Source organism: Lacipirellulaceae bacterium, from assembly GCA_040218535.1.
GTDB lineage: Bacteria > Planctomycetota > Planctomycetia > Pirellulales > Lacipirellulaceae > Adhaeretor.
Genome location: JAVJRG010000012.1, coordinates 1238959 through 1261516, shown reverse-complemented (window position 1 = coordinate 1261516; position 22558 = coordinate 1238959). Strand labels below are relative to the sequence as shown.

Genomic DNA, 22558 nt, shown 5'->3' with positions numbered 1-22558 from the left:
GCGCCTAGCGATGGGAGCAGTCATACCTTCTATCGTGGTCGCAAAATCGTGCCGGATTACAAAATTGTTTGGGAATACGGCGGCTTTGCCAGCGGAGCCTGCCACACGGGGTAGACTTGCAAGGTTCCCCGCAATCTAGCTTCCCCCACTCCCCAACCTGCTGGCACGTCCATGCAACAAGCTGATTCTGCCAATTCCGCAGAGACATCCGCTGCAGCCGAGTCCCCCACGCAGTCCGTCGATGTTGAGCAGGCCAAAAGTGCTTATCGCCTGCTGAAAATCGGTGTCGTGGCGACGCTTGCCTTAAGCTGCGCGATCCCCGTTTCGCTGAACCTCGTTGATCCCGACCTTTGGGGGCACGTGAAATACGGGCAAGATTGGCTCGCCGACGGGCACTTGCATCGCTCCGCGACGCACACGTTCACGGCTGTCGATTACCCGTGGATCAATCACGAGAACGCTGCCGAGTTACTCTTCGCCCTCGGCTACGAGAAGCTTGGCATCTACCCAATGGTTCTACTGAAATGCCTGCTCGGCCTGGGCATTCTCACGTCAATGGTCCTCATCGCCCGTCGACACGGTGTAAAACTCATCGCCGCTTGGGCGTTGATGTTGCTGGTAGCGGCGAACCTGCAAGCGTTCTTCCCGCTACGACCGCAGCTACTCAGTTTCTTGCTGTTCACACTAGCCATGATCTGCACGGATCGTGCCTTTGCCGATTGGTATTCGAAAGGCCAACTGCGACTACGTTGGCTGTTGGCCTTGCCCTTGATCTTCGCCGTCTGGGTGAATTCTCACGGTGCGTTCGTGGCGGGACTGGCAGTGGTTGGAACACTGCTGGCCGGTCGCATGATCGAAGCCTGGTTCCGTGACGGAAAAGATTCTCTTCGCACGCAGCTAAACCTCGCGATCATCGGCCTGGCTTGTGTCGCTGCGACGTTCATCAACCCCTACGGCCTCGAAATGCATCGCTGGCTGTTGAACTCGCTCGGCGAACCGCGCCCCGAGATCACCGAATGGGCCGCGCCTTCGCTAAGCGATCCCGTATTCTGGCCGTTCGTGACTTTAGCAATCGTGGTCGTCGCCTGTTTGGCCGGCTCGAAGGAACGACGCGATTGGCCGCAGATCGTGGTGTTTGCGTTGGTCGGCTGGCAAGCAGCTTCACACCTTCGTCACATCGCTTTCTTCGCATTGCTGGCTGGCTTTTGGTTGCCGGCTCACTTTCAATCAGCCCTGGCGCGGCTGCGACCCGACGGCGAGCGGAAACTCCCTGTCATGCTCCCCTCGCGACGTGTCCGTAGCGTTCTGGGCATGTTGATCGTGGCGGCAATCGCCCTGCAGAGCCTCGCCTTGGGCGAACGCCTGAGCAACTTCCGTGTCTATCGTGACAAGTACCCGATCGATGCGATTCAGTTCATGGTCGATCACGAGATCCAAGGCCGTTTGGTCGTGAATTTCAACTGGGCTCAATACGCCATTGCCGCGCTGTCGCCCAATTCGACGGTCGCCTTCGACGGACGTTTTCGCACCTGCTATCCACAGGAAGTCGTCGACATGCACTTCGACTTCATCTTCGGGGAGAAGAAGACGCAGCGACACCGCAGCAAAAGTTCGCCGCCGATTTCCAAGAATCAATACCGCGTTCTCGAATACGGCGACCCAGAGATCGTGCTGCTTGATCGCAACTACGCGAACGCCGCCGAAGTGATGCGGAACTCAACCTATAGTTGGACATTGCTCTACCGCGACCCCGTGGCGGAAGTTTGGGGAAAGAGCCAACGGTTTGCCAAGGAAAGTAGCCTCGACTTTATCCCGGTCGAGCATCGCATAGACACTGACATGCCACGTCTCGGCTCATTCCACTGGCCTGCACTTCCGGCTGCAAAATGAAAACACATCAAATGAAGACCGCCAAAGAAACTCCAGCGAACGAAACTAGCTCAGACGCCGTGAAAGAGCCGGGCGAACACAGCAGTGCGCCCTATCTCGATCGACCTCAGCTCGACAGGTCGCACTACGATCGGATCGAAGCGACTTTCGACATTGCCGAGCAGACGTTGGCCGTCGCCCACGAGCTTGATGCCGCTCCTCCGGCTGAGCCACTAAGAAAGACCGACCTCGATGTATCGATCGTGATCCCTGTTTACAACGAGCGGAATACGGTCGTCGAAATCGTCCGTCGTGTGCAGGCGGTTGGCATTCACAAAGAGATTGTCCTTGTCGACGACTTCAGCGTCGACGGCACGCGCAAAATTCTGCTCGAACTGGAGCGCGAGCCAGACATCCACGTCATCCTCCACGGCTACAATCGCGGCAAAGGCGCAGCATTGCGAACCGCGTTCGCACAGGCGACCGGCGACGTCGTGATGATTCAGGATGCCGATCTCGAATACAACCCGAACGACCTGCCCAAATTGCTCGAAGCCATCGAAGCAGGGGCCGATGTCGTCTATGGCTCGCGATTCCTGGAGAACGCGAGAGAGAACGACCCATCCCGCCTCCACCGCTTCGGCAACTGGGCTCTTACGACCGCCTCGAACGCGATCACCGGGCAACGGCTCACCGACATGGAGACCTGCTACAAGGTATTCCGTCGTGAAGTGCTGGAGCAGGTTCAAATCGAGCAGGAACGCTTCGGTTTCGAACCCGAAATCACCGCTAAGCTGTCGCACCTGGGCTACCAGATCGAGGAACTCCCAATCAGCTACAACGCCCGCGACTACGAAGCCGGCAAAAAGATTGGCTTCAAAGACGCCCTCAACGCGCTATTCTGCATTGCGAAATACCGTAAATAGCCAGCAATCGGCCACTGGCCGAGGCCCCTTTGCTCCCAACGGCAAAGCGGACTAGAATATTGGCTCATGCGGTGTTCTCGCCGCCAACACCAAAGTTCGGGCCGTGGCGCAGTCTGGTAGCGCGTTTGACTGGGGGTCAAAAGGTCGCAGGTTCAAATCCTGTCGGCCCGACTTTCTTGGGAAGTTTCTGCCAAGCGAGAGCGTCTGTTACCTCTTAAGAGACGCAAAGTTCCACTCGGGACAATCGGAATCAACTCGCCAATATTTCATGAATGACGCGGGCGGGCTCGACAACCGTGAGCTTCGCGTCGGGGCCTTAGTGCTTGAATGTCAAGCGACGGTGGTCGAGTCTAGCTGATGAAGCATCGTGGTATGCAGGTCGCTCACGTGGACGGGGATCTCTACTACTTTGAATCTGTGATCGTCGGTCGCACCGTAAGTCATCCCTCGGTCATCATCAAACGGACAATGCAAGGCTAGAATCTCCATTAATCCAAGTAAGAGTCGTCGTTAAGACTCGGTCCTAGATTTTCTCGGGTTCAGAATTCTCAGGCTTATCAATCGAACCAAATCTCCTTTTCTGGCGACTCTCTTCGAGGGTATGGAGATTATCGGTAGCAAGAGGTCTTACTTGAAGTATTACTTTGCAAACCCCTAAGATTAGGTTACCGCAAAGTATCGAAACTACGTCCCAAAATCCACTACTGTATTCTCACTCACATCCCGCGAAATAGATCCGCTTCACACATTCTATTCCTTACCAAGCACCGTCTGGAGCGGCGTAATTCTGACCGCAATCCTCAATTCTGTCGTCACGAAAGCAATCGTGCCGCGTGCGTAGCGTTTCCTAAATAGTGGGGTGTGTAGCACATAACTTCCGGCTATCGAAAACCTTATGGCCAAGAAACTCAAAGAGTGGTTTGATCGCGACTGTGCCATTCGCTTAGGCGAAGCGATTCAAGCGAACTTCAAGAAGTTCGATCTTGAGAGCTACGCTGAGGAAGTCGACGCAGGCGTCGGTGACCTTGAACTGAAAGACCGCGTGTTGCTGATGGCGACCGGCTTGCATAATCGCTTGCCGAAAGACTACGAGCGATCCGCACGAATTCTTCTCAAGTCGCTCGGCCCGCCGTTGCAGGGTGAAACGGGAATGTTCACCGAGGGATATTGGTTCATGCCAGTTGCCCGGCTCGTGGAGGAGTTCGGACGATCCCATTTCGACACTTCAATGTCTCTTTGTGAAGAGATCACGCGTCGCCATACGTCAGAGTACGCCGTCCGTCCCTACCTTGAGGACGACACAACTCGGGGGTTGAAGTTCTTGCGTCTCTGGTCCCGTTCGCCAGACGCGCACGTTCGGCGGCTCGCTAGTGAAGGAGCACGACCGCGGCTCCCCTGGGCGAAACGCCTCGAGGTTTTCATTGACGATCCAGAACCAGCTATCAAACTGGTCACTCCGTTGCGAACCGACTCATCGGCCTACGTCCGCAAGTCCGTTGCGAATCTCCTGAACGACATTTCGAAAGACCACCCCGATCGGATCAGAGAACTGACTCAGGCCTGGTCGCGCGAAAAGAACTCACACACCGACTGGATTATCTCCCACGCTACCCGGACGTTGAGAAAGTCGAAGAACAACGGCTAGGCGGATAACCCTTCTTCTGAATTCTCAGACTATGGTCCAGGAGATGAACCCGTAATCGCACTTTTCACGTGTGAAATTGCGTACAATAGACATTTCTGGCCTCGCACTCTACAATAAGTGACTTGGATCGAACGGAACCTCCGCTCGGGAATCGGTACGATCCGACTACGGAACAAGCATCTTTTCAACGCGGCGTCTCGACGATTGCCAACATTGCCGCGCACTGAATTCGAGCAAGAGGACCACTCGATCATGGCAGAGATAGAGCCCAAGAAGGGGAAGTCTTGGCTGTCTCGGCGAGGCACGCGGACTGGCCAATCATTACAACTCGGATTCGAGTCGCTCGAACCCAGGACGCTTCTCGCTGTGACAACGGCAGTGCAGTCAGGCGACTGGGACGACGTTGGCACCTGGAGCGCTGGCGTCCCTGACGATTCGCTGCGCGCGATTATTCCCTCAGGCCTCACCGTTACATTGGCTGGCACCGACCATGTGGCTCAAGAGCTCGTCGTTCACGGAACATTGGATGTTGCTGAACCTTCGGGAGCCGACTTCGATGGGAGCGGCACCGTCGATGGTTCCGACTTTCTCTCATGGCAGGGCGGCAACGGCGATGCGGACGGGGACTCCGATACCGACGCCGCCGACTTGGGCCTGTGGCAGCAACAATACGACACAGCAGGATCGACGGGCGGCCAGACGAAGACGCTCACCACCGACTGGATTCACGTCAACAGTGGCGGCGTGTTCCAGATTGGCACCGCTGCCAACCGCTACGATCAAGGCGAGTTTGTCCTCACGCTGACCGGCACCGATCAGAATGCCGACTACACGGTCGAGACCTCGACCGGAACGACGCAGATCACTGACAACGGCGGCTTCCTCATGGCCGCGATGGGCGGACGTCTGCAGTTCTTCGGCCAAGACAAACTTAGCTTCACGAAGCTGGGACAAACTGCGGAGGCCGGGGCGAACTCGATCGTCGTCGAGAACGTCATCGAGCGGAACTTCGACGGAACGATTTCGGCCGCGTCGGACGGCGAGTTGAATTGGGAGGTGGGCGACCAGATCGTCATTGCAAGCTCAACTCGAGATTACAGCGATCAGGAAGTTCGCACCATCACCGCAATCACTGACTTGGGCAACGGCACCACACGTCTGACGCTCGACAATGTATTGTCAAACCGCCACTACGGCGAGATCGAGACCTACGACAACGGCAACCGCAGCATCGACTTGCGCGCAGAAGTCGCCCTCCTCAGCCGCAATGTCCGAATCCAAGGTCTCGCCTCACAAGACACCGACAGCAACTGGGGCGACCGTGCTTTGTTCAACACCGGCAGCACAGGCGACCATCGCGGAATTAGCGGTCACATCATGATCATGCCCACTGCTGGGCAAATCTCGGTCGAAGGCGTGCAGCTCGATCGCCTCGGACAAACTGGTACGCTGGGCAGGTATCCCATCCACTGGCATGTGGCGGGCGACCGGACGGGGGATGTACTTAGGGGTGTCTCGGTTACGAACTCCAACAACCGCGGCGTCACGGTGCACGGCACTCACAATCTGCTCATCCAGGACGTCGTTCTCCACGACATCCATGGACACGGCTTCTTTATGGAAGACGGAGTCGAAACCGGCAACTTCTTCCTCGCAAACATTGCCCTGGGCATCCACAAAGTCGGACGCACCGATGCGGGTGGCGACAACTATCCTGACGTGAACGACCCATTCATCGTCGACACGCACGACTTTGTCGGGCAGAACCCATTACGTTTCTTGAGCTCGTCCGCCTACTGGGTCACCAACCCTGATAACGTCTGGATCGGAAACGTTTCGGCAGGAGTCGACGGAACAGGCTACTGGTTTATTCTGCCTGAGTTTCCGATTGGCCTTTCAGCGAGCGATCCGCAGTACAACAACGTCAACGCCAACGAAACGCCTCTTGGTCTCTTCACCCACAACACATCGCACTCGTCTCAGGTCGGATTTAACCAAGACCGCGGCATGGACCTCGAGTCCCCTGTCGGCGCGAACCTTCTCAGTAACTCTTTCGGCAGAGCCTACCAGCCACAGAATTCCTCCGGGCAAGAAGTCGAACCCGTCTACAACAACTTCACAGCTTATAAGCACGAGATTGGTATCTACCATCGCGGGCGTTATGGCCAGTTCGACCAGAACAAGTTCGCCGACAACTTCACCAGCACGTTCATTACCTTCTCACAGCGGATTACCGACTCCCTCTACATCGGTCATAGCCAAGGAAACGCAGACCTAAGCGAAGTGGTCACCGGTCAGTCACTTTACGACGGGCCGAACAACATGGACGGCACCCACTTCGCCGGGTTTAACCGCGGCAGCAGCGCCCACGTCTTCCGCAACCACGGCGGAGCTCTACGCAACACCCACGTCTACGTCAGCAACACGTCGTTCGAAGAGGACGGCACGAAAGACCAACTCAGCATCTCCGAACGTTACGGTGCAACTTACGACGCGAACCGAGACGCCTTCGACTTCCAAGCGCCAACAGCCATCTACGACGTCGATGGCACCCTGACCGGACACGGAGGGGGAACCGCCGGGACAGTCCTGCTTCCTGACAATAACTATATCACCGACACCAACGACATCCGGCCCGCCGGCTGGGACGCTCGAATCTCCGACGACCTGTACGCGAACTTCCGAATCGAGTTCGATGGCAACAATCAGGGCCAATTCACACTCGTCACGCCGGATGGGGAGTCCGATACCGAAAGCTCGAACGATTCGCACCGAACGATCCTCAAAGCGAACAACGAAGTCTACACCGCTAGCTTCCCGAGCGGCGCGTCCAGCTACGAGGATGGCTTTGAAATCCTCTACCGCATCCAGCTTGGGAATACCGATCCCGCCACAATCACTGAAAGCAGCATCATCCGCTTCAGCGGTATCGCCAACAGTCTACAAGTGCTTGAGTCGAAAAACCGATTCAATGGCAGCCAAGTCACCCCGACGACGCAAGTGGCCAGCTTCGCTGAGCTGGAAACACTCTCTGGACCCGGCTACTGGGTTGATGGGAACGATCTTGTCGTGAAGTTTGTCACCGTCGCTTCCGAATCGATCCGATACTTCTTCACGCCGGGTTCAAACACCCCCATCGGTGGCCAGCAGCTCTCCGCGGTGGAAGACGCCTACCTTCAAGACGGCACCTCGCAAGATAACGCACTGCTTCGCATTGAAGACAGCACCAGTCGCACGCGCACGGCTTACCTCAAGTTCGACGTTCCCGATTACCCAGGCAATAACATCACCGGCGCGACGCTCCAACTGACTGTCAGCGGCGACGCCGGCACGAACATGCGGATCCGTGTCTACGAAGGCGGCTCGGACAACTGGACGGAGACCACTCTCTCGGCCGCTACAGCTCCCGCCAAGACCACGCTTCTCGATGACATAACCGGGAATTTCGTCATCGGCCAGACTTACTCGTTCGATGTGTCTAGCGCCGTGATCGCTGGGGATGAAGTCTCGTTCGTCGTCGATACCGACGGCGCGAGCAGCGACGACGTGGCCTTCGCCTCCAGCGAGAATAGCAGCACCGAAATCCGACCCTCGCTCGTCATCGACCTGGAAGACGCCACAACGTCAGTAACTCTGTGGGAAGATACCTCCCCGCCAGACGACGCTGACGGCTCGGCCGTTTCCAAGATCAGCGATCCCTTCGGCACGGGGATGGGCGACATCGGTCGCTGGATCACCAACGGCCAGAACCAGTTCCACAACATCAATCCGGCCGGACCGGATCTCGACGTCAGTAGCTACAACGGCTGGGACTACAGCTTCTCGTTCGACTACTACGTCAACTCAGCACAGCCGCTGACCGACGACACGGTCTACTTGAACCCCGGAGACGGACCGACCGGGTTCACCACGATCAATTCCAGCGCCGTCCTCGATTCCTGGACGACGATCACCGCGACGGGCACGATCGACACCTCGGGCGGCTCAACGATCAACCCGCTGATCATCGTCAACCACAGGAACACAACTGAGTCGACACCCTCCTTCTATATCGATAACATCAGATTCGTCGTCAGTACGAACGGAGCAAGTGCCGTCAGCGCCGCTTCCGCCCCGGCAATCACCAATAGCGAGTTAGCCGGCGTCGCCCTGCAAGCGTCAGCCGGAATAGAAGAACAGCCGGCCACTGAACCCCTCATCACTCCTCAAGTTGCCCGCGTTGAGTCAACCAGCAGCGACACCACCCGCGAAGCCGCCTTCGCCCTCCTCGAAGAATCTGCAACAGCCGAAAAGGCCGTCGATCTCGCCAGCGAGCAAGAGACCGAAACCCAATGGCTCGACGACGAGCTACTCGAGTCCCTCTTCAGCTAGCCCTTATCCCGCTCAAACGCGCCAATAAATCCTACGGCGGTCCAGCCATATCGCGACGAGGGTCCAGACCACGACCCATAGCAAGGCCCAGCCGAGACTCGCGGCGATCGGCGAGCCAGTTGCGTGACCAATCCACGCCTGGATCGCACCGGCGATCGAGTCCGCCCCTTTCTCTGGCAGCGGCAGTAGCCACTTGCTGAAGATCAACTTAAAACTCAACTCGGCACCAACGTAGACCGCCAGTGCGTTCTTACCCAGCGACCGCAGCGGCCCAAATCGAACGAGGCTCGCACAATCGATCGCCGCGAAGAACGTCGCCAGCAGCATCGCGCCGGTCCCCGCCGCCAGCAGGCAGTACGCGGGGCTAAACAACCACTTGCTGAACGGCACCGTCGCCGTGCCCCACAACCCGCCACCGCCCGGTACGAAACCCCACTGCAACGCCGCGCCGACCGCAATCAAAGCCGCACCCCAGCCAGCAACAACCATCGCGCTTCGGCCATCACGGCCACGTTCGATCCGTTCCGTAGCCAGCGCCCCACACACGCCGATCGCCGCTAAAGGCAAATACTGCTGTGCCATGCCCAGCCAGCCGATCAGTAGCGAAGTGAGCGACGGCTCAGCAACGTGCTCCATGTGAAACAACTGCTTTACGCCGTCAAAGTGCGCCCACGTCCCTGGCCCCACCGGAGCTCCATCAACGGGTCGCAGCGTCGCAAGCGACGCGATTGTTTCATACGGCAGCAAGAAGGTCGCCCACTTCGCCGCCAGCACAGCAATGACGATCGCCGAGCGCCAACGCGACGAGACAAGTTGAGCAAGCACTACAAAAAAGTAAGCCGCGCCCAACAACTGAAGGATATTCCACGAGAGAAGATCGCCCCAAGCGAGCGGTCGCTCCGACGCGAAGGATGCCACCGTCAGCAGAACGCCCAGCAAGTAGAGCTTCGCCGATCGCAAGAAGGCGGCCCAGACAATCTGGCCGCTGGTCATGCCCTTCCCCCGGCCCGAGCGCAGCGACAACGGAGCGGCAGCCCCAGCCATGAAGACGAACCAAGGAAAGACGAGATCCGTGAACGTCGCCCCCTGTGCCGGAGCGTTCCATGGCACGTGAAACAACTGGGCCGGCAGAGCATCACGGTCCCACGTCATGTTCACCAACAGCATCGCCGCGATCACAAAACCGCGCATCGCGTCCAGCGAATGCAAGCGCACGGTCGGCGTCGCAGTCTCAACCGTCAATTTCTCAGCGCGCGATTCCCCCACTACTTCTCCTCGGTGTTCCTCGCGGCTTCTCGACACGAGGCCGCATCAAGATAGCCCAGCGGACAGCCAGTGACAACTAACTCACTCACAACCCGGTGCTCTCAAGTTCCCTCTCCTGCTCACCGGGAGAGGGTTAGGTTTCCTCCGGCGACTCGCCCTGGCGAGGTGAGGATGGAACAAAGACAAAAGCTTCCATCCAAACATGACTAGGCCCGGCATTCATGCCGGGTACAAAGGACGACCTGAAAGTAACACAGCAGTTCTCAAATATTATCCCGAAGGGATTACATCCCATAGCCCAGGGTTCGATCATCGCGAGCCCCAGCGAGTGTGATCGTACCCTGGGTCTCAGCAAACCAAAAGAAAATCGACCGAGCAGCAAGTTATGAGTACCGATATGCGCCTTCGAGGTCGAAACGGGAAAGGCTTGCCACGGCCAGTTGCGACCTCGCCAAAGTGCCGCCGGTAGTCAGGCCTTATTGCTCGGTCGCTTGTTAGGCCTCAATTCCATACCCAGGGTGGCGATCCTCCTCGCTTAGGCTCGGTGGATCTTACCCTGGGCTGTAGGATGAAACCCCTTCGGAGTAGGCTTCCGTGACCCACTACCCCACCACCGCGTCCGCATAAGCATGCAGCGCCGACTCATCCCCCGTGTGCCAGTACAGCACCTTCGAGCCGGGCTTGATGTCGCCCTTGGCCACCATGTCGAGCAAGCCCCCGAAGCCACGGCCACTGTAAACCGGGCCAAGTATAATGCCCTCGGCTTGCGCCATCGTGCGAATCGCCCGTCGCTCCAAGTCGCCGACCACACCGTAGCCTTCGCCAAGGTAGTCGTAGGCCAGGTCGAGATCGTCAGCCGTCAGCTTCGCTTCGGTTCCCATGAGCGACGCCGCCTCGTTCGCAATGCCGGCGACTTCTTCCAGGTAAGCGCGATCGTCCGGCTGGACATCAATGCTCACGGCAGTCACGCGACTGTTGAGCCCTGCCAGCTGAGCCCCCAGCAGCATGCCGGCCTGCGTTCCGCCGGAACTGGTCGGGAACACGATCCGATCAAACTCCACGCTTGCCGCACGGGCCTGTTCGACAAGCTCGGCCACGGCCACCGCATAGCCGACGGCACCGACCGCGTTCGACCCGCCCACCGGAATGACATAAGGCTTCCGCCCCGCCGCGCGAAGTTCGCCGGCGAGTTGCTCCATCCGGGCGTTCCGCTCCGGCTTGGCCACCCAGTGGACCTCGGCACCCAGCAACCGATCGAGCAGCAAATTCCCCAACGGCGGCTCCGGCTCGCCGCCGAGCACCAGATGGCACGCCAGATTGAACTTCGCCGCCGCCGCAGCCGTCTGCCGACAATGATTCGACTGCGGCCCCCCCGCAGTAATGACGGTATCGGCCCCCTGCTCAAGCGCCGCGGCAATCAAAAACTCCAACTTCCGAGTCTTATTCCCCCCGGTCGCCAACCCAGTCAGATCGTCCCGCTTGATCCATAGCTCGATGTTTAGTTTGCGCGAAAGATTCGCGAGCGGCTCAAGCGGTGTTGGGAGGTTTGCTAGGGGGACTCGCGGTAGGTTGTTGAAGGGGAGGGCGGGGGGCATTGGGGGAAGCTCGCAGTACACACTTGCTAATAACTTCGTTACGTAAGCGACTGGATTATAGCCGGTGGAGCTTGGCAATAACTCCTACCGACGGTATCGCCTTAGCTGTGGCCGTGACGACTGCGACTTCTCCCGCTACGAGGCGTCTTTGGAAGCAGAAGCAGATGATTAAGGTTTCCGTAGACTTGTTAGCGACACCAACGGGCTGTAAGTTGTTCTCTAGAAGTAGCTTGCCAAATAAGCCATAGACTTCGCAAACTGGATTGGTGTACACTTATACACACTAGTGGAAATTCTCCTCCTTATTTCAAGCTGAACCGATGCAAGTTGCCGACCTTCTGGATGAACTCGGCTATGCGGACTCGCCCAGATTCCTTAGTTCGCGTCAACGAAAGCTTGGAACCGTGCCGGACTACGGGCACATCTTTCGGCTTGCGAAGCAAAAACTGTCGCTTCGTGGTGTCTATACTCTTCAATCGCATCGCGATGCTCCAGCCACGCCGGTCGTCTATGTTTGTAAGGCGTCTTCGGAGCAGGAGGCGGATGAACTTCACCGCTACGTGTGGAATCAGGATGTAGCCCCTTTCTTACTTGTACATACACCTAAAGGAGTAAAGCTTTATTCAGGTTATAGACACGAACGAACGAAGTCGGGAGACTTATATGGCGTTCTTGAGCCGTTGACCGCTTTCAATCGTATCTCTGCGATAACTGAGCACTTCTCGGCAGGATCTATAGATTCTGGAAATCTCTGGCGATCCCGTGGCTCACAAGTGACACCTGAATATCGTGTTGATTGGAAATTACTCAAGAACCTCCGCACACTAGATAAAACGCTTCAGGACAATGGACTGCCTCGTAAAACTTCCCACGCTCTAATCGGGAAATACGTCTATCTTCACTATCTTCGTGATCGTGAAATTCTTTCACCAAAAAAACTTGGCAAATGGGGAATCCAATCAAGTGAAGTATTTGGTAGAAGTGCCACGCTCAAAGGGGTCTCCGAGGTAGTTAGTCAGTTGAACGATTGGCTGAATGGAAGTGTATTTCCACTTTCATTCAAGGGCACAGAGGCGCCGACACAAGAACACCTACGTTACGTAGCTGGGGTGTTTGAGGGTGACGAGGTTTCAGGAGCGGGAGAATTGCAGCTAAGCCTTGACTTCAAGGCATATGATTTTTCATTCATACCGATCGAAACCCTTTCGATAGTCTACGAACAATTCTTGCACGATCAATCAGATGGCAGGCCTGTTGCTCATGGCAGAGAAATGGGCGCCTACTACACGCCGATTCCGATCGTCAACATGATGCTCTCAGAACTCGAAGAGCATCATCCTCTCACGAAGGGAATGCGTGTTCTTGACCCATCTTGCGGGTCTGGGGCATTTCTAGTGCAGTGCTTCCGAAGGCTGATAGAAAGGGAGTTTCCTCCAGGCACAAAACCAAGCCCAACAGAATTGAGGTCTCTGCTCGAAAACCACATCTTTGGTGTCGATGTTGAGGAAGATGCGTGCAATGTTACCGAGCTCAGCCTCGCCTTAACACTGCTTGACTACATTGATCCACCAGACCTGGAAGACCAGCGGCATCGTTTTAAGTTGCCCGCGCTCCGCGACAAGAACATCTACTGTTCAAACTTCTTCTCTAAGGAGTCGGCGTGGGACGAGGAATTCACGAAACGGAAGTTTGACTGGATTGTGGGAAATCCTCCTTGGAAAAGGCTTAAACCCTCTCAGCTAAGAGAGGATGAACAACCTGTTTGGAACTGGATTGAAGAACATAAAAAGACTCATCCGGTTGGAGGCAATCAGGCTGCTCGGGCATTTGCTTGGAAAGCGACTGACTATCTTTCAGAAGATGGCGAGATCGCTCTGTTCATGCCAGCAATGACACTCTTTGAGAATGCAGCGGAAGAGTTTCGCCGTACATTTTTCCAAACCTTTCATGTATATACGGTAGCAAACTTATCCAATCTTGCGGAAGTACTCGCTGGAGGACGATTTCGGGTTCCCGCTGCTTGTTTTTTCTATCGTCATCGGTCTAGCGATGAACAATCTACACCTGCAAACGAGTACGTTCGAACTTACTCGCCACTTGTCGCGAATCAGGAAGCAACGCGGCCTGAGAAACCTGGCCGCCGCAATGAGACCTGGAGCATCGTCATCAATGCCAGCGAGATTCGTGACATTCCTTATAGTGAGATCGCAGGTGGAAGTGGTTTGCCTTGGAAGCTCGCAACCTGGGGATCCAATCTAGATCATCGTTTACTAAGTCGTTTGTCCCGGAGATTCCCAAACCTAGCCGACCTGGAAGATAATGCAACGCTCGTTGTGGCCGAAGGCTCTCCACTCGTAGAATCTCCAGTTGCTGAGGGTGCATCGCGAACACGCCCAGAGCCAAGGGTACGTAGCAAGAACGTACTAAATGTAAAAGCACTGGAAAAACTCAGGCATGTTTTTGCTTTTCCTGATTCGGCGCTGGCAAAGAATAGGAAGAACTATACTACTCTGCGTGGCGGAAGACGTGGCATTGAAGTGTCTCGCCCCCCTCACGTAATCGTAAGCGCGGCACGGCTTTTTGCTGTTTACAGCGATGAATACTTAATTGTTCCACCAAGGCAGATCGGGATTGTAAGCCCTGTGGACGATGAACGGCTGCTCAAGTGTTTATCATTGTTCCTAAGTTCCGACTTCATGCTCTACCATCAGTTCTTCTCGTCTTCACAGTTTGGCGTGAAACGTGATGTAGCAACTTTAAGATCACTTCGCGGCATTCCGATTCCGCTTCTTGAGCTCTCAAAGGTGAAAGTGAATGAGTGGCTAAGATTGCACAAAGAACTCGTGAAAACCTCTCCACGGCGTATAGGGAGACCAGCGAATCACGTGGTACAGAAGTCTCTCGACGGGAAAACCCCGGAACCACTCACACCGCTAGTTGACGAACTGAATGATCTTGTGAGCGACGCATTAGGATTGACCAACGGCGAGCGCGCTTTGGTCGAAGACTTCGTTCATGTGCGCTTAAAACTCAACGACGGGAAAGTTGGAGATGATGCAACTCGGACTCCAACCACCAAAGAAATTCGCAAGTACGCATCCCGTCTCAAGAGAGAACTCGATGACTTTGTAGGGGGTGATCTTCCAAAGCGACATGCGATTGGAGTGGTATACGATGAGCTATCCGGTATGGTCAGAGTTGATCTTACGAAAGACATTGCACAATCAAAAAAGCTTGTCATCGCATCAGCTAGTTCCGCAGAAGCGAAGCAACTCTCGCGTACCAGAGAACGACTGCGGCAAGAACGTACTCAATGGGTTTACTTCGACCGGAACCTCCGCATCTATGAGGGAGCAAAGACCTATTTATTGAAGCCGATGCAGAGATTTCATTGGACAGTGACTCAAGCGATGCTTGATGCTCGTGAGATCCTGACAGAAACTTTGACCCCACCGGAGTTGTCAGAGTGATCGGACCTCGTAGCTTTCAGCCTCCCACTGGCTCTTCAAATCATGGGGAGTTTGACAGACTATTTATCCAACGTACTCACACAATCGTAATGCGTGGGTATCAAAGTCTCGAACCTGCGAAATATAAAGAAGAGCAGGAAACCGCAATCACCGGCGACTTGGTCGGTTCAATCGAAACGGTACTCGAAGAGAGCTCGGAGAGCTGGATGCGTTTCTTTCGGGTGTACGATGACCCACCTATCAATGACTCAAGAAGTCGAGAGAACCCAGAAGGCATACGCAAGGGGCGAAGCAGACGTAGAATCGATATCAAGATTGACTCCTCAGAGTTCTCGCCGTACTCACGATTCTATTTCGAGGCCAAGCGACTTGGAAAACGTCACCCTGTCGGAGGCTATGTGGGAAAGGACGGTCTCAGTCTCTTTCTTACCGGGGACTATGCCGCGGAGGAGTACCGCGCCGGAATGCTCGGTTATGTTCAAAAAGACGACGAAAGCGTCTGGGCGGAACGTATCGAGAGCAAGCTATCAGAAGATGAGGGGCGTTTCAGGCTGACCAGCGATGGCAGTTGGACTAGTAGCCAGCAATGCCCTGAACTTCAGGATACATACGTGACCTGTCATTCTAGAGATTCTAGACAAGGTCGAATTCGCATCTATCATTCTCTATTGAAGTTTTACTAGCTTTTTGGAGTCTAGTACGTAAGAGAATATGACTGTTGGTTGTATCTCAATCCAGCTAAACAACTTGGCCTAATACGCCCTACTGAACCCGCACCCGCAATCCGCTAAAATAGGCTCTCGCCAGAGTTCTACCTCCTCGCCGAACCCCTCCCAAGCGACTCAATTCTGTCCGGCGTGCTCGCAATTCTGCCGATAGAATGGAACCCCAGTAGAGGGCGTGGCGAAGCCTAAGTCGCTGCCGGTGTGGGGCTTAGGGGCGCGAGTAGAACTGACCGACTAGCCTATTTTGTCCACTGGATTTTGTTTAGAAGCCCTCACCTCGCCACGGCGAGTCGCCGGAGGAGACCTAGCCCTCTCCCGCAAGCGGGAGAGGGGACTTGTATGGGCGCGCTACCGCGGGCGGGAGAGGGGACACGTGCTTAAGCGATGATTTTATCTAGCACGTGACCGTGCACATCAGTCAGCCGGAAGCGGCGGCCTTGGTAGCGGTAGGTGAGGCGTTCGTGGTCGATGCCCATCAGGTGCAGGAGGGTCGCGTTGAAATCGTGGACGTGCACGCCATCCTCGGCGATGTTGTAGCTGAACTCGTCGGTCGTGCCGTAGGAGATGCCCGGCTTCACGCCGCCGCCGGCCATCCACGTAGTGAAGCAACGGGGATGGTGGTCGCGGCCGTAGTTTGTGTTTGTCAAAATCCCTTGCGTGTAGGAGGTCCGCCCAAACTCGCCGCCCCAAATCACGAGCGTGTCTTCAAGCAGGCCGAGTCGTTTCAAGTCTTTCACGAGCGCTGCCGAGGCCTGATCGGTTTCCTTCGCTTGCCCGCGAATCGAGTTGGGCAAGTTGCCGTGGTGATCCCAGCCTTGGTGATACAACTGAATGAAACGAACGTCCCGCTCCGCCAACCGTCGCGCGAGCAAACAATTTGCCGCAAACGTGCCAGGCTTTTTGGCGTCCTCGCCGTAAAGTTCAAAGGTCGAAGCGGGTTCATCGGAGAAGTCCGCGACATCGGGAACGCTGGTCTGCATGCGGAACGCCATTTCGTACTGCGAGATGCGCGATTCGATTTCCGGGTCGAGTTCCTTATCGAATTGATGCTGGTTCAACGCGTTGATCGCGTCGAGCTGTGCCCGGCGACGCGCGGCGGGGATGCCTTCGGGGTTCGACAGGTAGAGCACCGGCTCCGCACCGCCGCGGAACTGCACGCCTTGATACTTGGAATCGAGAAAACCATTGCCCCACAGACGGGCATACAACGGTTGCCCGCCCTGACCGGCGGAAACCAGAACGATGAACGACGGCAGGTCTTGGTTTTCGCTGCCCAGGCCATAAGAAAGCCAAGCCCCCAACGAAGGCCGGCCGGCAATCTGCGAGCCGGTTTGGAACATGGTGATCGCCGGGTCGTGATTGATCGCCTCGGTGTGCATCGACTTGATGAAGCAAACATCATCAACAATGTCGCGGTGGTAGGGGAGCAGCTCGCTCAGCCAGGCGCCCGACTCCCCGTGCTGAGAGAATTTGAAATGCGAACCGGCAATCGGAAGCGACGACTGATGAGCCGACATCCCCGTGAGGCGTTGCCCGCTGCGAACCTCAGGCGGCAGCTCCTCGCCATTCATTTTGTTGAGCAGCGGCTTGTAATCGAATAAGTCCTGCTGAGCCGGCCCGCCCGATTGGAACAGATAGATCACCCGCTTCGCCTTGGGGGCGAAGTGAGGGACATTTCGCAAGCCGAGGTGACTTCCCGCGCTACTTGCTGCGGCAGGCGCTTCGTCTTGCAGCAAACTTGCCAGCGCGGCGACGCCGACGCCAGCGCAACCCTTTTTGATGAAGAGGCGACGATTCATTGATAGCAGATTTTGGTTCATGGTTCTAACGCCTCCAAATCGTGACATCGAGGTTCAAGATGGCTTGGCAAACATTCGTCAAGGCGGCCAGTTCGACACTCTCAAGTTCCGTCCGCGGCTTCATCTCGCCAAGCGAGAGCAGCTTACCCGCCAACTCGGGATTTTCCTGATAGAAGTCTCGCTCGCCCTGCAACAGTTCGCGGAGAGCGGTCAGTTCCGTCTCGTCCGGCTTACGACCGGAGAACTTCGTGAAAGCAACTTCCAATGGTTGGTTGGTCTCACTAGCGATGAGTTCTTCGGCCATCACGCGGGCGGCTTCGATGAACTGCACGTCGTTGAGCAAGACCAAAGCTTGCAGCGGCGTGTTCGTGCGAGAACGCTTCACGGTGCAAACTTCACGCGTGGTGGAATCGAAGGCCAACATGTTGGGCAGCGGTGCCGTGCGTTTCCAAACCGAGTAAAGCGAGCGGCGATAAAGCGCTTTGCCGGCCGATTGTTTATAGGCGGGCGACATACTATTCGCCTCACGCCACAGGTCACCGCCCGGCTGGTAGGGTGAAACGGGAGGCCCACCGACTTTGGAATTCATCAAGCCGGAAGCCGCCAAGGCCAAGTCGCGAATTTGCTCCGCCGACAAACGATGGGCCGGCCCGCGGGCGAGCCAACGGTTGGTTGGGTCGGCCTCGAGCTGCTCGTCGCTCGCCCGAGAATCTTGCCGGTAGGTCGCGGAGAGAACGATCATTTTGCAAAGCCGCTTCACGTCCCAACCATTGTCGATGAAGTCTCTCGAAAGCCAATCGAGCAACTCAGGATGCGTGGGAAGCTCGCCTTGGGAGCCGAAGTTTTCAGGAGTTCGCACCAGTGGTGATGTGAAGAAGTTCCCCCAAAAGCGATTCACCGCGACACGCGCTGTCAGCGGATGCTTACGATCGGTCACCCAGCGAGCGAGCCCCAGCCGGTCGTTCGGGGCACCTTCGGGAAACTCCAGAGGTAATTCCGAAAGCGTGCTTCGAGTGACACGCGTCTCATCGCTCGTTGGAGCGTCGTAAACACCACGAGCCAAAACGTGCGTTTCGCGCGGCTCGGCCATCTCCTCCATGATGGGGATCTCTTGGATGACTTCCTCGGCCATCACCAAGGCCTTGCGAGCCTCGGTCAGTTTCGTCAGTGCCTCTTTCGCACCTTCATCGATCACGTTGGCGAAGTAATCCGCCGTTTGCTCGACCGGCTCGCCGGTTGCCAAATGGTTGACCTCCGTCGGTGCCAAGTCGCGCCCGTAGACGCGCACGTCGTCGACCAGTCCGCCATCGAAACCGCGATCACGCCACCGCTGCCCGATGGTCAACGTCCCGCCGTGCATAACCTTAACCATCGCACGTTTCTTGATCCGGTCGCGCAGGACGGTCGTTTCTAGCTCTTTGCCGTTTAGGAATAGCTTGAAGCCTTTGGCCTTCGAGGAGCCATCGTAAGTGACGGCGACCTGATGCCACTGATCCAGCGGTATCTTCTCTTTGCTTCGCACGCCGATCGCATTGCCCGGCCACTCGCGATACATGCGTGTTTCCAAATACCCGTCGTTGAGCAGGAGGTCCCAGCCGTTGAAGGCTAGCTGGCCGTGGCTGATATGAGCGATGGTTGCTGGGAGCGGGACGCGTTTGGTTTCTCGCAGCGTGACCACCAAGCTGAATGGCGTCCAGCGATCAAAGGGCTCGACGCCTGGCATGAAGATGCCATGTTCGCCATCGAAGCTGACGGCCAAACGTTTGAGTGAATGATCTTTCTTGACTTCTAGCTTCACGCCCTCGGTTGATTGTGACGGGTCGAGACGTGGTTGTTCGGCATCCACAACTTCAACCGTCGGCAAAGGTTTTGACTGTCCACGATCACCTGAGCCGGGGTAGTAAATCTCTTTGAGACTCTTCTCGAAGGGAGCATCGAAGCTTAGTGAACGGACCAGGCCGGGGATTTCCGCCGAGGAACTTTCAGGTGGACCCTCTTTCGCAAATTGAACCTTCGCAGCCATTGTGGCCATCTGATGGGCCAGCTCGGCTTCACGAACTTTCTGCCGTGCTTGCTCGAGTGCGGTCGTTTGCTCGGCCGTCGGAAGTAAGAGGGAAGGATTGGGCACCTTCTCCGAGTTGTCGTAGACGCCATTTTCATCGATCGAATTGAAAAATGCTGAGAGCGAGTAGTAGTCACGCATCGGGATCGGGTCGTACTTATGATCGTGGCAACGGCAACATTCCATCGTGAGCCCGAGTACCGCGGTCCCGAAGGTCTGGACCCGATCGGCAACATTCTCAATGCGCCACTCCTCGAAGACGGCGCCTCCCTCGTTGTTCAAACGATGGATCCGATTGAACGCAGTAGCGAGACGTTGATCCCGCGTCGGATCTTCCAGCAGATCGCCGGCGAGCTGCCAGGTGAGGAAATCATCGTAGGGCAGATTCTCATTGAAAGCTCGCACGACCCAATCGCGGTAAGGCCACTGGGTGTTGAGTCGGTCCGATTGATAGCCGTAAGAATCCGCGTAGCGAGCTGCATCCAACCATGCCACGGACATGTGTTCACCGTAAGCGGTAGAAGCCAGCAGAGAGTCAACCGTTTCTTCGTACGCCGCCTCACCCTGTTTCAGTGCTTTCTGGAACTGAGTGATCTGCTGGATTGTTGGCGGCAAACCGGTTAGGTCGAGGGTAACTCGCCGAAGCCAACGCAGCGGTTCTGCAGGTGGGCTGGGTGACAGTCCGTTTTCCTCTTGCTTGGCCATGACGAAACGATCGATCGGCTGTCGGCACCACGCGGGTTCACTGACATCAGGTACTTCAACCGTATCTGGCAGCAGTTCGAACGCCCAATGACCCTGATAAGGTGCACCTTGTTCGATCCACGTTTTGAGCGTCTGCTTCTCTTCCTCTGAAAGCTCCAGCTTCGAATGCGGGGGCGGCATCAGCATATCGGGGTCGTCGCTGTTGATGCGCTCAAGGAGTTCGCCCTCCAGGACATACTCAGCCTCTTCGCGAGAATCGAGGCGCATATCCGCTTCGCGAGTACTCTCATCTGGACCGTGGCAGTAATAGCACTTGTCTGACAGGATGGGACGGATATCGCGATTGAACTTGAGTTCGTCAGCTGCTGTGGCCTTGCCAACCACTGAAAGGCAGCTGGCTAGTAGGATCAGTGGGAATAGAGACTTTCGCAACATTTGAAATACTGGCTTCTTTGAGGGTTTACTGAGAACGCGTACTAGTTCGCTTAACTTCAGTTACTTTTGCTAATGCTGGCGACCAATTCCTTCGTGAGATCGTCAGGGCGTTCTCGTTGTGGGTTGTGGCCCCACGAGAAGACCTTGACATTTAGTTTACGCTCGACAGCACGCTGGTAAAAACGGTACCGTTTGTCTTGCTCCGGTGGCTTGCCATCGGCGAGCAACCAATAAGTGGCTGGCACCTGTTTATGAATGTCACTTGTCAACTTGATCGGCTGTAAAAAGGTCGCCAAGGGATGCGGCGTGTCCCGCATCGGGTTGGGCCAATCGACGGGAACTAGCCAGCCATCACCATCTTCTTTGGCTCGACGGGTATACAATTCGCGATCTTTTGGGTCGTCCTCTACGCAACACTCTCCGTCTTCAAGCAAACTGGAATCGATGTAAATCACCGTGGCGATTCGCTTGGGAATCGCTTCGACAACTCCCTGCCCAACCGCACCTCCATAGCTATGCGCTATGAGGATGACTGAATTCAGATCATCAAACTCAATCAGGTTCACCACGTCACGTATATGGGTATCGAGATTCACTTTGGGCGTTGCCAGATGCGACCGTTCTCCTAAACCTGTCAGCGACGCACGGCGTACGGTCCGGCCATGCTTGTGCGTGAGTGCGTCGTCGACCGCCTTCCAATGATGGGCGCCGCCCCAAGCGCCATGAATAATGACGATCGGACGCGTGTCTTTCGCAACTAATGAATTAGGATGAGAGAGCACGATCGCAAGTGCCGGTAACAGGATGCTTGTGGGGAAAGCGATATGATTGACTTTGGTATTCATGAGTTTGATTCTTACATGGGAAGCATCGCTTGTCTTGCACCGAGGGCTCATTTCTGTGTAAAATTGCTGCATGAAAAATACCAAACCACAGAGGGATTTCTTCAAGAAGCTGGGCCCTGCAGATCAGATCCTGGCCCTCTTTAATTATCAGCCTAACCTCTCGTTTTTCGCAAAAGACCGCGTAGGAAGGTTCATGGCTCTCAATCGTCGCGGGTGTGAATATTGCGGTGTGGCCTCCGAGGCGGAAGCAATCGGCAAGACGGATCACGACTTCTTTCCAAAATCACGGGCAGACGAGTATCGCGCTGATGACAGAGCGGTAATGGAATCTGGCGAGCCACTCGTGAATCGCATCGAAAGCGCCCCGGAAGACCTTGGTTCGCCCCGTCTGGTAATGACAAGCAAAATCCCGCTAAGAGACACTCGCGGTCGGGTGATCGGAGTCGCCGGATTCTCTCGCCAAGTGGAACGCATTCAAGCGAATGTCGGCGGCGTGGATAAGTTTGCCACGGTGATGGAACACCTTCACACCCACTTTGCTGATCATCTCTCTAGCGAACAACTGGCTGAAATGGCCGGGCTCTCGGTAAGCCATTTTGAACGCCGTTTTCGCCACGCTTTCGAAACCTCGCCAAGGCAGTACTTGGTTCGAGTGCGAGTTGAACATGCGGCCAAACTCCTACGAGAGACGGACCTGAGCGTCTCGGAGATCGCCCAATCCTGCGGATTTTACGACCACGCTCACCTCAGCAGAAGTTTTCGAAAGATAATGCACGTCTCTCCTTCGCAGTATCGGACACGATAACTGTGCAAACTGGCCGCTCGTCGGTGCCTTGACTCAGGCC

General features: G+C 56.0%; 13 protein-coding genes and 1 tRNA gene. 8 read left to right on the top strand and 6 right to left on the bottom strand.

What is annotated here, in order from left to right; translation table 11 throughout:
• The first annotated feature begins 171 nt into the window (after nucleotides 1-171).
• The 3 genes from RIB44_19015 (at nucleotide 172) to RIB44_19005 (ending at nucleotide 2966) form a co-directional block, all read left to right on the top strand.
• On the top strand, nucleotides 172-1890 hold the full coding sequence (locus tag RIB44_19015) for a hypothetical protein (protein ID MEQ8618670.1): 1719 nt from the start codon (nucleotides 172-174) through the stop codon (nucleotides 1888-1890).
• Between the two features lie 11 nt (nucleotides 1891-1901).
• Nucleotides 1902-2795: a glycosyltransferase family 2 protein gene (locus RIB44_19010; protein ID MEQ8618669.1), complete on the top strand. Its 894-nt coding sequence runs from the start codon at nucleotides 1902-1904 to the stop codon at nucleotides 2793-2795.
• A gap of 97 nt (nucleotides 2796-2892) precedes the next feature.
• A tRNA-Pro gene (locus RIB44_19005) sits at nucleotides 2893-2966 on the top strand.
• A 159-nt stretch (nucleotides 2967-3125) separates the two neighbouring features.
• Here RIB44_19005 and RIB44_19000 read toward each other — a convergent pair.
• Entirely contained in the window at nucleotides 3126-3239 is a 114-nt protein-coding gene (locus RIB44_19000; GenBank protein MEQ8618668.1) for a DUF1501 domain-containing protein, read from the bottom strand.
• 451 nt (nucleotides 3240-3690) lie between these two features.
• Here RIB44_19000 and RIB44_18995 point away from each other — a divergent pair, with 451 nt between their 5' ends.
• Nucleotides 3691-4440, top strand: a complete 750-nt coding sequence (locus RIB44_18995) for a DNA alkylation repair protein (GenBank protein ID MEQ8618667.1) — start codon at nucleotides 3691-3693, stop codon at nucleotides 4438-4440.
• Between the two features lie 252 nt (nucleotides 4441-4692).
• A complete protein-coding gene (locus tag RIB44_18990) occupies nucleotides 4693-8811 on the top strand; it encodes a DNRLRE domain-containing protein (GenBank protein MEQ8618666.1) in 4119 nt (1372 codons plus the stop codon).
• A 12-nt stretch (nucleotides 8812-8823) separates the two neighbouring features.
• On the opposite strand, the gene RIB44_18985 is transcribed toward RIB44_18990, so the two are convergent.
• Both RIB44_18985 and RIB44_18980 read right to left on the bottom strand, forming a co-directional pair.
• Nucleotides 8824-10077: a DUF5009 domain-containing protein gene (locus RIB44_18985; protein ID MEQ8618665.1), complete on the bottom strand. Its 1254-nt coding sequence runs from the start codon at nucleotides 10075-10077 to the stop codon at nucleotides 8824-8826.
• Between the two features lie 602 nt (nucleotides 10078-10679).
• On the bottom strand, nucleotides 10680-11672 hold the full coding sequence (locus RIB44_18980; protein ID MEQ8618664.1) for a D-cysteine desulfhydrase family protein: 993 nt from the start codon (nucleotides 11670-11672) through the stop codon (nucleotides 10680-10682).
• 320 nt (nucleotides 11673-11992) lie between these two features.
• Between RIB44_18980 and RIB44_18975 the strand changes: the two genes are divergently transcribed.
• A complete protein-coding gene (locus tag RIB44_18975; GenBank protein MEQ8618663.1) occupies nucleotides 11993-15142 on the top strand; it encodes an N-6 DNA methylase in 3150 nt (1049 codons plus the stop codon).
• 89 nt (nucleotides 15143-15231) lie between these two features.
• The gene (locus RIB44_18970) at nucleotides 15232-15825 is read left to right on the top strand and encodes a hypothetical protein (protein ID MEQ8618662.1); all 594 of its coding nucleotides are present in this window, start codon (nucleotides 15232-15234) and stop codon (nucleotides 15823-15825) included.
• A 419-nt stretch (nucleotides 15826-16244) separates the two neighbouring features.
• Here RIB44_18970 and RIB44_18965 read toward each other — a convergent pair whose 3' ends face one another.
• The 3 genes from RIB44_18965 to RIB44_18955 are packed head-to-tail and all read right to left on the bottom strand — an operon-like array spanning nucleotide 16245 to nucleotide 21713.
• Nucleotides 16245-17687 (bottom strand): DUF1501 domain-containing protein, encoded by a 1443-nt coding sequence (locus RIB44_18965; protein MEQ8618661.1) that lies wholly within the window; start codon nucleotides 17685-17687, stop codon nucleotides 16245-16247.
• Between the two features lie 4 nt (nucleotides 17688-17691).
• Nucleotides 17692-20868 carry a DUF1553 domain-containing protein gene (locus RIB44_18960; protein ID MEQ8618660.1) on the bottom strand — a complete coding sequence of 1059 codons (3177 nt, stop codon included), beginning with the start codon at nucleotides 20866-20868 and terminating at the stop codon, nucleotides 17692-17694.
• A 56-nt stretch (nucleotides 20869-20924) separates the two neighbouring features.
• A complete protein-coding gene (locus RIB44_18955; GenBank protein ID MEQ8618659.1) occupies nucleotides 20925-21713 on the bottom strand; it encodes an alpha/beta hydrolase in 789 nt (262 codons plus the stop codon).
• A gap of 70 nt (nucleotides 21714-21783) precedes the next feature.
• On the opposite strand from RIB44_18955, the gene RIB44_18950 reads away from it, so the two are divergent.
• The gene (locus tag RIB44_18950; protein MEQ8618658.1) at nucleotides 21784-22518 is read left to right on the top strand and encodes an AraC family transcriptional regulator; all 735 of its coding nucleotides are present in this window, start codon (nucleotides 21784-21786) and stop codon (nucleotides 22516-22518) included.
• Nucleotides 22519-22558: the final 40 nt, after the last annotated feature.

Excerpts from the sequence above, each read along its gene's own strand:
- RIB44_19015 (MEQ8618670.1), top strand. The coding sequence starts at position 172 with ATGCAACAAGCTGATTCTGCCAATTCCGCAGAGACATCCGCTGCAGCC.
- RIB44_19010 (MEQ8618669.1), top strand. The coding sequence starts at position 1,902 with ATGAAGACCGCCAAAGAAACTCCAGCGAACGAAACTAGCTCAGACGCC.
- RIB44_19000 (MEQ8618668.1), bottom strand. The coding sequence starts at position 3,239 with ATGACTTACGGTGCGACCGACGATCACAGATTCAAAGTAGTAGAGATC.
- RIB44_18995 (MEQ8618667.1), top strand. The coding sequence starts at position 3,691 with ATGGCCAAGAAACTCAAAGAGTGGTTTGATCGCGACTGTGCCATTCGC.
- RIB44_18990 (MEQ8618666.1), top strand. The coding sequence starts at position 4,693 with ATGGCAGAGATAGAGCCCAAGAAGGGGAAGTCTTGGCTGTCTCGGCGA.
- RIB44_18980 (MEQ8618664.1), bottom strand. The coding sequence starts at position 11,672 with ATGCCCCCCGCCCTCCCCTTCAACAACCTACCGCGAGTCCCCCTAGCA.
- RIB44_18975 (MEQ8618663.1), top strand. The coding sequence starts at position 11,993 with ATGCAAGTTGCCGACCTTCTGGATGAACTCGGCTATGCGGACTCGCCC.
- RIB44_18970 (MEQ8618662.1), top strand. The coding sequence starts at position 15,232 with ATGCGTGGGTATCAAAGTCTCGAACCTGCGAAATATAAAGAAGAGCAG.
- RIB44_18965 (MEQ8618661.1), bottom strand. The coding sequence starts at position 17,687 with ATGAACCAAAATCTGCTATCAATGAATCGTCGCCTCTTCATCAAAAAG.
- RIB44_18960 (MEQ8618660.1), bottom strand. The coding sequence starts at position 20,868 with ATGTTGCGAAAGTCTCTATTCCCACTGATCCTACTAGCCAGCTGCCTT.
- RIB44_18955 (MEQ8618659.1), bottom strand. The coding sequence starts at position 21,713 with ATGAATACCAAAGTCAATCATATCGCTTTCCCCACAAGCATCCTGTTA.
- RIB44_18950 (MEQ8618658.1), top strand. The coding sequence starts at position 21,784 with ATGAAAAATACCAAACCACAGAGGGATTTCTTCAAGAAGCTGGGCCCT.